General features: G+C 67.9%; 11 protein-coding genes. 4 read left to right on the top strand and 7 right to left on the bottom strand.

Annotated features, from left to right (window positions below):
• The first annotated feature begins 116 nt into the window (after window positions 1-116).
• A complete protein-coding gene (locus FHY06_RS11915) occupies window positions 117-671 on the top strand; it encodes a DUF2878 domain-containing protein (protein ID WP_184605238.1) in 555 nt (184 codons plus the stop codon).
• 46 nt (window positions 672-717) lie between these two features.
• On the opposite strand, the gene FHY06_RS11910 is transcribed toward FHY06_RS11915, so the two are convergent.
• The gene (locus FHY06_RS11910) at window positions 718-2235 is read right to left on the bottom strand and encodes a sensor domain-containing diguanylate cyclase (protein ID WP_184605236.1); all 1518 of its coding nucleotides are present in this window, start codon (window positions 2233-2235) and stop codon (window positions 718-720) included.
• A gap of 222 nt (window positions 2236-2457) precedes the next feature.
• Between FHY06_RS11910 and FHY06_RS11905 the strand changes: the two genes are divergently transcribed.
• The 3 genes from FHY06_RS11905 to FHY06_RS11895 all read left to right on the top strand — a co-directional run bounded on the left by FHY06_RS11905 (window position 2458) and on the right by FHY06_RS11895 (window position 5510).
• Window positions 2458-3435: a magnesium and cobalt transport protein CorA gene (locus FHY06_RS11905; RefSeq protein ID WP_132750554.1), complete on the top strand. Its 978-nt coding sequence runs from the start codon at window positions 2458-2460 to the stop codon at window positions 3433-3435.
• Between the two features lie 72 nt (window positions 3436-3507).
• On the top strand, window positions 3508-3981 hold the full coding sequence (locus FHY06_RS11900) for a MarR family winged helix-turn-helix transcriptional regulator (RefSeq protein ID WP_019655039.1): 474 nt from the start codon (window positions 3508-3510) through the stop codon (window positions 3979-3981).
• Complete coding sequence (locus tag FHY06_RS11895) at window positions 3978-5510, top strand: DHA2 family efflux MFS transporter permease subunit (RefSeq protein WP_019655040.1); 1533 nt, start codon at window positions 3978-3980, stop codon at window positions 5508-5510. The genes FHY06_RS11900 and FHY06_RS11895 overlap by 4 nt, the downstream gene beginning before the upstream one ends.
• A 127-nt stretch (window positions 5511-5637) precedes the next feature.
• Here the strand turns inward: FHY06_RS11895 and FHY06_RS11890 are convergent, their stop codons facing one another.
• The 6 genes from FHY06_RS11890 to FHY06_RS11865 form a co-directional block, all read right to left on the bottom strand.
• On the bottom strand, window positions 5638-6474 hold the full coding sequence (locus FHY06_RS11890; RefSeq protein WP_184605233.1) for a siderophore-interacting protein: 837 nt from the start codon (window positions 6472-6474) through the stop codon (window positions 5638-5640).
• Window positions 6475-6532: 58 nt separating this feature from the next.
• The gene (locus tag FHY06_RS11885; RefSeq protein WP_026346414.1) at window positions 6533-7108 is read right to left on the bottom strand and encodes a PadR family transcriptional regulator; all 576 of its coding nucleotides are present in this window, start codon (window positions 7106-7108) and stop codon (window positions 6533-6535) included.
• A 95-nt stretch (window positions 7109-7203) separates the two neighbouring features.
• A complete protein-coding gene (locus tag FHY06_RS11880; protein ID WP_184605230.1) occupies window positions 7204-8100 on the bottom strand; it encodes a 2OG-Fe(II) oxygenase in 897 nt (298 codons plus the stop codon).
• Between the two features lie 7 nt (window positions 8101-8107).
• Window positions 8108-8719, bottom strand: a complete 612-nt coding sequence (locus tag FHY06_RS11875) for an SEN1982 family lipoprotein (RefSeq protein WP_184605228.1) — start codon at window positions 8717-8719, stop codon at window positions 8108-8110.
• 11 nt (window positions 8720-8730) lie between these two features.
• Window positions 8731-10182, bottom strand: a complete 1452-nt coding sequence (locus FHY06_RS11870; protein WP_184605225.1) for a cytochrome-c peroxidase — start codon at window positions 10180-10182, stop codon at window positions 8731-8733.
• Window positions 10179-12491 (bottom strand): phosphoesterase, encoded by a 2313-nt coding sequence (locus FHY06_RS11865; RefSeq protein ID WP_184605222.1) that lies wholly within the window; start codon window positions 12489-12491, stop codon window positions 10179-10181. Before FHY06_RS11865 ends, FHY06_RS11870 begins: the two co-directional genes overlap by 4 nt.
• Between the last annotated feature and the right edge of the window lie 97 nt (window positions 12492-12588).

The raw sequence follows: 12588 nt of genomic DNA, 5'->3' as shown, positions 1-12588 counted from the left end.
GTTGTTCCCGGAAGCGCGGCGATCCGGACTGCACACCGCCGACCCCGCCACTTCCGTACGCCGATGGGCCGCGCCCGGATCACTGCCGCCGCCTTCGTCGGACAGGGCCGATCCGCATGAAGACCCTGGTGCGCCAGTACGGCCCGACCGTTCTCAACCTCGTGGTCTTCCAGGCGGCCTGGTTCGCCTGCGTGCTGGGCGCCGCACGCGGCGCGCCCGGCTGGGGCGTGGCGGCCTGCATCGGCGCCGTGCTGCTGAACCTGTGGTTCAGCGATGCGCGCCGGGACGAACTGCTGCTGGCGCTGTGCGCAGTGCTTCTCGGACTGGCGTGGGACACCGGCATGGCGCGCGGCGGCGTGCTCGTCTATGCCTCGCCCGGATCCTGGCCCGGCCTGGCGCCGGTGTGGATCCTGGGGCTGTGGGCCCTGTTCTCGACGACGTTGCGCGGACCGCTGCGCTGGCTGCACGGGCGCTGGCTGCTGTCGGCGGTGATCGGCGGGGTGGGCGGTGCCTTGTCCTATGCGGCCGCGGTGCGGATGGGGGCCGGACAGTTTCCCGACCCCACGCGGGCGATGCTGGTGCTGGGCGCCGGTTGGGCCGTGATGACGCCGCTGCTGGTGGAGCTGGCGCGCTGGCTGGGGCAGCGAGCGACCCGCCGCGTGGCGCGCTGACTCTGCCGGTCTTGCAGAGTCCTTGGGCTTTCGAGCGGCGCGAGGCTCAGCCGGCCACCCATTCCTCCTGGCTGACCCAGCAGTTGCGTCCGTTCTCCTTGGCCTTGTAGAGCGCGGCATCCGCCGCCTCGACGAGCTGCAGCTCCGGCGCGTGCGACTGCGAGCCGCGAAAGGTCGCCACGCCGATGCTGACGGTGACCTGCCCATGGGGGCTCTCGCTGTGCGTGATGCCGAGCGAGCGCACCTGTTCGAGCATGAGTTCCGCGACCTTGCAGGCGCCCTGAAGGCCGGTGCTGGGCAGGACGATCGCCAGTTCCTCTCCGCCGTAGCGCGCCACAAGGTCACCCGGGCGCCTGATGCTGCGCCTGAGCGCCATGGCGACGGCCCTCAGGCACTGGTCGCCGGCGACGTGGCCGTAGGCATCGTTGAAGCCCTTGAAGTAGTCCAGGTCCAGCAGCAGCAGCGACAGGGCCGTGTTTTCTCTGGCTGCGCGGCGCGATTCCTGCGCCAGCACTTCGTCGAAGCTGCGGCGGTTGGCCAGCCCGGTCAGCTGGTCCTGCGTCGCCAGGATCTCCAGGCGGCGGTTGGCCTGCAGCAGGTCTTCGCGCGCGGCCATCAGCGAAGCCTCCGCCCTGATCCGCCGGCCGATGTTGATGATCAGCCTCCAGCCCACCGCGGCCATGGCGGCCAGCAGGGCGCCGACGACGGCGAGCGTCAGCAGCGCCTGGCGCCTCCAGGCCTGCAGCGCCTGTTCGCGGCCTACCGCTACCGAGGTCAGCACCGGATAGCGGTCGCTCTTTCTGAAGGCATAGAGCCGCTTCATTCCGTCCACGCTGGAGCGGAACGACGCGGTGCCCGAGGTGCCCGAGAAGTGCCGCTGGAAATTGGCCGACTTCGAGAAGTCGAGGCCGATGTTCTTCTCGCTGTAGGGATAGAGCACCAGCATCTGCCCCGTATTGGTGCTCAGGCCGATGGTGCCGGTGTCGGGGAGTGCGATGGTGCCGAATGCGCGCAGGAAGTTCTGCAGGCCCAGGCCGATGACGACCACACCTGCGAACTCGCTCTTCTCGTCCTCGAGGCGGCGGCTGACCGTGATCCCCCATTCGCCGGAGAACGGGTTGCGGATTGGCGGGCTGATGTGGACTTCGTTGGAGCGCGTGTCGCGGTGGTGGATGAAGTAGGCCCGCTTGGCGCTGTTGGTGCCCCGTGGGATCTCGCCCTTGGAGTAGATAAGCCAGTTGCCCCGGGCATCGAGGACCGCGACGCCGTCGAGAGGGTCGAGCAGGCGTTTCTGCCGTTCGACCAGCGACTGCACGCGCTGCATTTGCTCGCGCGCACTGTCTTCGGCTTTCAGCGTCTCGGCCACGCCCTGCAGCAGCATGTCGCTCTGGGTGAAGATGCCTTCGGTGTAGATGTTCAGCGCCTGGGCAAGGTTGAGGTTGTTGGTGTCTGCCGCGGCCAGCGTCTGGCCGTGCGATGCCCAGAGCTGCCAACTTGTGGCCGCCGATACCGAAACCATGACGGCCGCGAGCAGGGCTTTCGCAAGGCGAACGACCCGCTTCACTTGAGAAGCTCCTCGAACGAGCCGGTTTCCATCCCTTTCCCCCTTTTCATCTTCTGCGTTGCGGCGTCTGTTTTTGCGCCGCTGTGCCGTCGGCCGGTCCTCGTGTAGGCCAGGCCACTGCGAACTCTATACGACCTGCCTGAAATGTTGGCGGCAGGCGCTGCGGAAGTCTCGTGGCACCATCGATGGTTTCCACGCATGTGAACTTCCCGGGGGGCATCGATGCTGATCAACTGCGTCGCCTACGAAAACGGCTCCAAGCTCGCCGACATATCGGTCGAGGACATCAGCGACTACATCGGCCGGCCCGGCTGCTTCGTCTGGGTGGCGCTCAGCGACGCCTCCGACGACGAGCTCAGCGAGATGCAGAAGGAGTTCGGCCTGCATCCGCTGGCGGTGGAAGACGCCCACCATGGCCACCAGCGCCCGAAGATGGAGGAATACGGCAACTCGCTCTTCGTCGTCATGCACCTGGTGGAGCCCTCGGAAGATGGCGAGCACCGCATGAACGTGGGCGAGGTCGACGTCTTCGTCGGCGCCAACTACGTGCTGTCGGTGCGCAACCGCAGCAAGCAGGGCTTCCTGGGTGTGCGCGAGCGCTGCGAGCGCGAGCCCGAGCTGCTGCGCAACGGCGCGGGCTTCGTGCTGTATGCGCTGATGGACGCGGTGGTCGACCGCTACTTCCCGGTGATCGACGCGCTGGAGGTGGAGCTGGAATCCATCGAGCAGCAGATCTTCGGCCAGGGCGGCGCGGCGCGCGACAAGATCAAGCAGCTCTACGACCTGAAGCGGCGCAGCATGGTGCTCAAGCGTGCGGTGGCGCCGCTGGTGGAGGCGGCCGGCAAGATGCACGGCGGGCGCGTGCCGCAGATCTGCATCAGCTCGCAGGAATACTTCCGCGACGTCGGCGACCACCTCGCGCGCATCAACGCATCGATCGACGCGATGCGCGACACCATCGCCACGGCCATACAGGTGAACCTGTCGATGGTCACCATCGAGGAAAGCGAAGTCACCAAGCGCCTCGCGGCCTGGGCCAGCATCTTCGCGGTGTGCACCGCCTTCGCGGGCATCTGGGGCATGAACTTCGAGAACATGCCGGAGCTGAAATTCCGCTACGGCTACGGCGTCGCGCTCGGGCTGATCGTGAGCACCTGCGGCTATCTCTACTACCGGTTCAGGCGGGCAGGGTGGCTCTGAGCGATTCGACAAGCCCGGCTGGCCGGCATTGCTAATGCCCAACTAATAAACATGTAGACAATAAAGTCCCTTATGAAAAGGGACTTCACCCAGCGCTTCGGCTTTCTCGTCAAGAGCGTGGGCAAGCTCTACAGCGAGGAGTTCGACCGCCTCGCGCGCGAGCGCATCGGACTCACCAGCGCGCAGTGCCGCCTGCTGGGCGCGCTGGCGATGCACGGCGACGAGGAAGAGCCGCTCTCGCAGGCCGAACTCGCGCAGCGGCTCGACCTCACTCCCATGGCCGTCGCCGGCCTGTGCGACCGCATGGCGGCTGCCGGCTGGATACGCCGCGAGCCCAGCCCCACCGACCGCCGCGTCAACCGGATCCACCTGGAACCCAGCGCCGAGAAGGCGCTCGACAGCGCCCTGAGCATCAGCGACGGGCTCAACGCCCGCGTGATGTCGGTGCTCTCTCAGGCCGAGCGCGCCCAGCTGCTGGGCCTGCTCTCCAGGGTGCAGGCGAGCCTCGTGGAGATCACCTCGCCGGGCGGCCGCAAGCCATCATGAGCGCCGCGCCCGGAACCACCGTGCCGCACCGCGGCATGATCACCATCTCGATCATGCTGGCCACCATCATGCAGGCGCTGGACACCACCATCGCCAACGTGGCGCTGCCGCACATGCAGGGCAGCCTGCAGGCCTCGCAGGACCAGATCACCTGGGTGCTCACCTCGTACATCGTGGCCTCGGCCATCGCGCTGCCGCTCACCGGCTGGCTGTGCGGCCACTGGGGGCGCCGACGCGTGTTCATCATCTCGGTGATCGGCTTCACCGTGGCCTCGGCGCTGTGCGGGCTGGCGACCTCGCTGGTGGGCATCGTGGCGGCGCGGCTGCTGCAGGGCGTCTTCGGCGCGGCGCTGGTGCCGCTGTCGCAGGCGGTGCTGCTGGACATCAACCCGCGCGAGAAGGTCGGCCAGGCGATGGCCATCTGGGGCGCCGGCATCATGGTCGGGCCCATCCTCGGGCCGCTGCTGGGCGGCTGGCTCACCGAGAACTTCGACTGGCGCTGGGTGTTCTTCATCAACCTGCCGGTGGGCATCTTCGCCTTCTGGGGCATCGCGCGCTACCTGCCCGAGAGCCGGCCGCAGGGCGAGCGGCTCGACATCTTCGGCTTCGTCACGCTGAGCATCGCCATCGGCATGCTGCAGCTCTTCCTCGACCGCGGCGAGCAGCTCGACTGGTTCGAGTCGTGGGAGATCAAGCTCGAGGCCGCGGCCGCGCTGGTGGCGTTCTGCTTCTTCGTGGTCCACACATGGACGGTGCAGGGCGTCTCCTTCTTCGACCGCGACCTGCTGAAGGACCGCAACTTCGTCACCGGCCTGCTGTTCGCGTTCATCGTCGGCATGATCCTGTTCGCGACCATGGCGCTGCTGCCCAACTTCCTGCAGGGGCTGATGGGCTACCCGGTGGTCTACACCGGCGAGGTGACGGCGCCGCGCGGCGTGGGAACGATGATCGCGATGATCATCGTCGGGCGTCTGGTGCAGCGCGTCGACGTGCGCGCGATCATGGCGCTGGGCTTCGGCCTCACCGCCTTCTCGCTCTACCAGATGACCCGGCTCACGCTGCAGATGGACAGCACGCTCATCGTGGTCTCGGGCTTCATCCAGGGGCTGGGCATCGGCTTCACCTTCGTGCCGCTGTCCACCGCCACCTTCGCCACGCTGGCGCCGAGGCTGCGCAACCAGGGCACGCCCATCTTCAGCCTGCTGCGCAACATCGGCAGCAGCGTGGGCATCTCGATCGTGCAGGCGCTGCTCACCGAAGGCTCGAGCAAGGCGCACGCGCAGATCGCTTCGACCGTGGCGCCGGGCAACGCGGCGCTCGCGACCCTGCCGCAGATGATGTCGCCCGACACCGCCACGGGGCTCGCGCTGCTGAACGCAGAGGTCACGCGGCAGGGCGCGCTGATCGGCTACCTGGACGACTTCGCCATCATGATGATCATCACGGTGCTGGCGATTCCGCTGCTGTTGCTGATCCGAAGCCCCAAGCGAAGCGGGGCGGCTTCAGGGCCTGCCGAAGTGCCGCATTGAGTTTCTCCCTCCCCCGCTGGGGGAGGGCAGGGGTGGGGGCAGGCGGCCTATGCAACTGCAGCGGCTTTTCAGGCGCCGCTGGCCCCCATCCCAACCTTCCCCCAGCGGGGGAAGGAGCAAAAACCGCTCACTCGTCGTGCGAATCGTGCGTGGCCACCGCACCGCGGCGCCAGTAGCCCGAGGCCCGCGTCCACTTCGGGTTCGCGCCGCGCTCGCCCACCAGGTGCGCACGCAGCGCCTTGGCGATGGCCGATTCGCAGCCCACCCATGCGTGGAAGTCGCCGGCCGGCAGTTCGATCGCCTTCAGCGCATCGAGCAGCACGTGGCTCAGGCCCGGCTCGGTGCCGCGGCGGTGCGCCCACTTCAGGGTGAGTTCGGCCTGCGTGTCGAACGCGATCTCGTCCGCTTCGCTGTCGATCTCCGCCAGCACCACCGCGCGCGCGCCGGCCGGCAGCTCGGCCAGGCGCCGCGAGATGGCGGGCAGGGCGGTGTCGTCGCCGATCAGCAGGTGCCAGTCGAACTCCGTCGGCACGATGAACGAGCCGCGCGGGCCGCCCACGCCGAGGATGTCGCCGGCCCTGGCCTGCTCGGCCCATTGCGTGGCCGGGCCGGCCTCGTGCAGCGCGAAGTCGATCTCGAACGTGCCGGCCTTCGCGTCGTGGCGGCGCGGCGTGTAGTCGCGCATGGTGGGGCGGCCTTCGGGCCAGACCGGGCCTTCGGGGCCCATGGTGGGCAGGCTCAGCTTGCCGGTGGCGGGGTCGGGAAAGAACAGCTTCACGTGGTCGTCGAAGCCGGGGCTCTGGAAGCCCGCGAGGTCGTCGCCCGTGAGCGTGACGCGGATCAGGTGCGGCGTCACGCGCTGCACCGTCTTCACCGCGAGCTTGCGGAAGCGCAGTTCGTGGCGCACCCGGCGGGGCGTGCGGTCGGGTGCCGTGGACGCTGGTGATGTACTGAAGTCAGTCATTGCGTAGATCCTGTTGCGAGACAGGGTTGGTTGGAATTCGTGTTGCGTCGGCGGCTCCTCAGATCTTCTCGATCTGCTGCGCCGCGGCGTCGAGCACCGCGGCGAACTCGTGCGCCTGCTGCTCGGTGAGTGGGGCGCCCGTGAGGCGCATGCGCATCGCCATCTTGAGGTTCTCGATCGCGCGGGTGACCTGCGGCGGCCTGCCGCCGCGCGGACCGGCGCCATCGACGCCGCCGCCCATGCGGGCCATCATGGCGTCGGCCATCTCGCGGTTGGCTTCGAGGAACTCGCGGCCGCTGTCGGTGATGCTGTAGCTCTTGCGCCCGCTGCCGTCGGCGGTCTCGACGCTGAGATAGCCCATCTCCTCCAGCAGTGTGAGCGTGGGATAGACCACGCCGGGGCTCGGCGCATAGCTGCCGCCCAGGCGGTCCTCGATCGCCTTGATGAGCTCATAGCCGTGCGAGGGCTTGTCGGCGATGAGCCGCAGCAGCACGAAGCGCAGGCCGCCATGGCCGAACACGCGTCCGCCGACTCCGCCGCGCGCGCCGCGATGTCCGCGTCCGCCGGAAAGACCGTCTTCATGCTCGCCGCGGGCCATGCGGCAGTGGTGATGGTCGGAATGGAAATGTCTCATGGTGGGTGTCCTTCTTGAGGTATGTCTGAATTATTTTAGATATATCTAAAATAATGTCAAACCGATACCCGCCGGGATCACCCCGCCATAGAGATTCAGCCCGGCGAAACCTCTCCTGCAGCCACGAAGCGCCGCTGCCGCATCCACTTGGTCGCCACCCATTTCTCGCCGCGCAATACAGGCGCGCCCGCGTGCAGCGAGGCGTGGTCCACCTGGCCACGGCTGTTGCAGTACTCGAAGTACACGGCGCTTCCGGGTTGCGGCGACACCGACCAGCCGCTTTCGGGAAATACCGTCTCGCCGCCTTCCTCCACTTCGTTGAGATAGGTCACCAGCGTGCTCACGCGCTGGCCGCTGCGCGCGAGCGAGGCCCGGTTGGCCTCGTTCGAGGGCACCAGGAAGTCGAAGTGCGGCATGCTCCGGGCGCCCGCGGGGTAGTGCAGCACCTGCAGACCTTCGCCGTTCTCCACCGGCATGTTCATGAGTTCCGACACCCGCTGGTCGAGCCGTGCGATGAAGGCGTTCTCGCGCAGCCGGAAGAACATGCCCAGGCTGCTGCGCTGGCTGCCTGCAAGGTCGCGCCCCGTCAGCGGGTCGACGGTGGTCGACGGCGCGAGCCGCGGCCTTGCGAGCGCGATGAGCTCCTCGCACTCCTGCGCGCTGAATACGTCGTTCAGCACGGCCAGCGCCGGTTGCGCCGCGCGAGCCGCCACCCGCACGAGCCTGTCGGCGGTGCGGATCGACGTGCCCGGTGACAGCCTCGACGGCTCGTAGCTGTAGGGCGCCTGCACCGTCACCGAGTCGGTGGGCAGAGGGCTCCCGGTGCGCAGCGCGAAGACGAATGCGTCGACGATGGCCCTTGCCGCTTCGGCCGGCATGGCCTGCTCGCGCATCGCATCGACCACGTCGGCGGCCGTGCAACCCTGGCGCAGGTTGTGCACCACCCAGTCGGCCAGCGCAGGCTGGAAGCGCAGCACGGCGTCCGTGGTCACGGTGCGCTCAGATCTGCGCCGGCACCCAGCCGGTGTCGGTGCGCCTGAAGCTCTGCTTGAGCTGCATCGTGCCGGCGCCGCGCACCACACGGTCGACCATCGGGAACACCCGCTGCACTTCGGCGTCGCTGGTCCAGGGCGCGGCATCGATCCTGTAGGTGTAGGTCACCACCACCTCCGAGGGCTCCTTCGCATCCTTGGGCGCTTCCCAGCCGACGACCTTGTCCAGCGTCAGGTGGGCCGCGCAGAAGTCGCCCTGCGGCTCGCGCTCGACGAAGTACTTCCTGCCTTCCTCGGTCAGCGCGTAGCGCGTGACCTCGATCTCGCCGGCCTCCTGTTCCTTGTCGTCCTTGACCGTCGTCTTCGAGGCGCTCACCAGCCCCAGCCGCTCCAGCACCGGCATCTGCAGCGCGTTGCGGGCGCGCGTGCCGGCCTCGCGCTGCGGTACGTCGATGGGCCAGCGTGTCTTGCCCAGGCACAGGTCGCCCTTCTTTGCGAGGTAGGCGTTCATGGCCGCCGTGAGGTTCTGCAGATCGGCCTCGGGCGGCTTCGGACCGCACCCGGCGAGGGCGGCGAGGAGCGCGGCACCCAGTGCCGCAGGAAGAGTCTTCTTGTTCATGGATGCCGCAATCAATTGACGCAGGCTCCCGGCTTGACGGGCGTGGCCGGCTTGGTGTCGGCGTCGCTGAGGGTGTTCAGGAAGCAGATGAGGTCCGCGATGTCCTGCTCGGACATGGGTGGCGCCGAGCCGGCGGCGCGGCCGTCCATCGGCAGCTGCGTGTCGATGTTCGGCACGTAGGCTGGCGGCAGGTCGTCGAACTTCTTCACCTTGCCGCCCGTGTACTGCGTGGTGATGAGGCCGTAGGCCGGAAAGTCCGCGTCGTTCTTCTCCTTGGGCGTTCCGCCGACGGTGGGATACCAGAGCTCGGGCCGCGTGTCGCGCGTGTTGTAGAAGCGGATGACCTGCTCCAGCGAATGCATCACGCCGTTGTGGAAGAAGGCCTGCCGCGTCGCCACGTTGCGCATGGTCGGCGCCTTGAACATGCCGCAGAAGCTGTTCGCCGCGTTGGGTGCCGCGGGTGCGTGGTCTGTACGCAGAGGGCCGCACACACCCATGTCGAAATACTTCAGGTCGTTGTTGGCCGGAATGTTCGCGTTGCGCGGCACGCCGATGGCTTCGTACGAGAAGTCCGTGAAAAGCGCCGAGCTGCCGTTCAGTCCTGCGCCCTGGTAGTGACACGAGGCGCAGTTGCCCGTCGCCGGATTGGTGAACACCTTGAGCCCGCGCGTTTCGGCGGGCGTGAGGTTGCCGCCGATCTTGTTGGCCGCATAGAGGTCGAACTTGCTGCTGTACGGGTGGAAGCTCCTGTCTTCCAGCTGATAGGCCTGCAAGGCCTGCAGCGCCTTCGCGAAGGCGGCGTCGCTGTCGTCGAACACTTTCTCGCCGAAGGCCTTGGCGATGAGCGGGGCGTAGTCGGCGGCCTGGAGTTTCTTCACCACGTCGGCGCTGCTGGCGTTGGCCATCTCCAGCGGATCGAGCAGCGGAATGCGCGCCTGCGCGGCCAGCGTGTCGGCCCGGCCGTCCCATGCGAAGCCGCCGCCGGGGCCCGGCACGCTGATGCCGTCGGGGTTGTCCAGCAGATCGGCATAGGCCGGGGTGATGTCCTTGTAGCGCAGCGATGGCACCGCGCGCAGGCCGGCCTTGTCCATGTGCACGCCGCCGAGTTGCACCGACAGGTCGTTGGCCGGCGCGTAGGCGTGGGCGGGGTCGTGGCAGCTCGCACACGACATCGCGCCCGAGCCGGAGAGGTTCTTGTCGAAGAACATCTTCTGGCCCACCTGCGCCGCGAGACTCAGCGTGCTGGCGGGAGTGGACGCAGCAGCGGCGGCCGGTGAGCTCGCCGCCGGGGCCGGAGCGGATGCCGGAGGCAGCGCGACGGCCGAGCCGCCGCCTCCGTTTCCGCCGCCGCAGGCGACGAGCACCGCGCCGGCCAGGCCGGCCACGGCCAGCGCCGCCAGCGCGAGCCGTCCGGTGCGCGTCACCGCCGGCCCTTTCGGGCCGAAACGGCGTTCCTCGCTCATTGCTTCAGAGACCAGACGTTCAACTGGTTCGCATCGGGTCCGACCTGCGCCGTGGTCGCCACGTCAGCCGACTGCTTCTGCGTGTAGCCGGCCGGGATCACGAAGGCGTGATTGATCGGGCGCACGCTGTCGAAGTGGGTGTCGGCGCTGCCGGCGTACTCGGGCAGGTTCACGATGTTCTGGGCGATGAAGGCCTCGGTGTACTTCGAACGGTTCATGTACGAAGCGTCGTTGACCGGGTCCGCCAGCTGGAACATGTCCTGCAGCGTGCGCACGAACGAGAAGTGGCTGTAGGCATCGCTGTCGGACACGCCCTTGGGTGCATTGGGCTGGTTGGTGAGGATGCCGAAGATGCTCTCGCCGTGGCCGCGGTTGCCGTTGGTGTAGTTGGTGATCGTCGCATCGACGGACCACGTGCCGTCGGCGTTCTGCCGGATCGGGTTGGCCACGGCGCTGTTCGCCACGTTCCAGCCGCAGCAGGAGTTGAAGCCGCTGGTCGCATTGCCCTCGTCGAACATCAGCACGATGGCCACGCGCTTCTGCGTGTTCTTCCACAGCGGCGATGCCTGGATGCGCTTGACCGTGTAGTCCACGTAGTTGTCGCCGCGCGTGATGATCGGCGAGACGGCCGTGTTCGACACGTTGTTCGCCACGCTGCTGCAATCGCTGGCGGTGCCGGCAGTGCCGCCGCTCGTGCCCTTCACGCTGATGCCGTGCATGTCGTCGCACTGGTCGGGCACCAGGAAGTTCAGGTTGCCCACGTTGCCGCTGGCCAGGTCGGTGCCGAGCTGGTCGTAGTCGTAGTTCGCGGGAATGGCGTAGTCGCTGCTGTTCTTCAGCGCCGCGTCCCACTGGCCGCCGCCCATGGTGCGGTTGCTGTACTTCCACTCCGGCGCGCTGCGCACGTTCTGGTAGGCCATCCCCGGGTGGTGCTTGGTCTTGTACAGGCCACCCGGCAGCGGCAGCACGAGGTTGGGGTCGCCGATGGCCGCGGCGTTGCCGCCGAGCGTGCCCGGGGCGTACACGTTGTCCTTGGCGGTGACGGCGGTGTCGGCCACGCTGTCGGTGCGGAAGTCCTGTCCCGGGTTCATCGACTCGCTGTAGGTGCGCCATGTCAGGCCGGCGCTGGTCATGGCGTTGAAGAGGTTCGGCTTGCCCACGATGTTGTGGTTGGTCCCCTTCTGCGTGCAGGTGGCCGCGAACGGCGACTTGGCGAGGCCCGGCTGTGTGTTGTCCGGCACGGGCAGGTCCTGCACTGCGTTGGCGCCGGTGGCGTCGCAGTTCCACTGGCTGTCGTCGGTGATGCCCCAGTCGTCGGCGCCGCCCAGTGCCGTGTAGTTCGGCTCGCTGGGGTTGCCGGTGGCGTAGTAGCTCACGAGCTGGTTGCCGGCCTTCAGGTAGCCGTTGATCTTGGGCGCGTAGGCCGAGTTCAGGATCGACGACGTGGCCTTGTTCTCCAGCATCACGATGAAGATGTTGTCGTAGCGCGGAATGCCTTCCAGGTTGAAGGCGGCCTGCTGCGACTGCAGGAAGGTGATCTTCTTGCGGGTGTCCACGGCGCCGGCGGTGGCGGCTGTCACGCCGACCAGGCTGCTCAGGCGCGGATCGCCACCGGGGTTGGCGAGGGCGTCGGGGTACATGTCGCCGCGGTCGAGCTTGGTGGTGGCGTAGGCGAAGCGGTTGTTCAGCGCGTTCGACTCGGCCAGCATCGCCGTCTGCGTGCTGCCCGCCGCGGCGTTGACGTCACCCAGCACGGCATCGGCCGACACGCCCAGGCGAGCTGCCAGATTCTGCTTCTCGACCGCATAGCTCGTGCCGTTGGCCTCGATCAGGCGCGCCACTTCGGACGACAGCGGGCTGACCACCACCGCGGTGCCTTGTTCCTTCACCTGGTCGAGCGTCACGCGCAGCACTTCGCGCGTGGGCACGCTGGCGCCGGTGGCGGTGTTCTTTGCGCTGGTGCCGATGTCGGCGATGAGCGCCGAGGGGCCGCTCAGCGACAGGCTGAACTTGCCGCTGGCGTCGGTCACTGCGGCAGGCTCGCCGCTGTCGCAGCGGCCGTTGCCGTTGCTGTCGACGCAGACCGTGGCGCCCGCGTAGTAGCCGGCGGCGATCACGGGGTCGGTGCTGCTGCCCGCCTTGAAGGCCGTGGCCGTGAGCACGCCGCTGAACGTGGTGTTGCCGGAGCTCGCGGGCGGCTGGCTCGTGGTGGGCGGCGGCAGGAAGGCGACAGGGCCCGAGCCACCGCCGCCACCACCGCACGCGGCCAGCAGCGAGGCGGCGAGTGCGGTGAGGGTGGGGTAGAGCAAGCCGGATCTGATTTTTGGAGTGGCTTTCAATTTCTGCTTTCGAGCGTGGAGGGGAACACTTGCACAGCAGCTGGATGAGGCGACTCCACGGCCGATG

This window comes from Variovorax atrisoli, assembly GCF_014195185.1.
Lineage (GTDB): Bacteria > Pseudomonadota > Gammaproteobacteria > Burkholderiales > Burkholderiaceae_C > Variovorax > Variovorax atrisoli.
The sequence above is the reverse complement of the archived record's forward strand: the minus strand, read 5'-3'. Positions and strand labels throughout refer to the sequence as shown.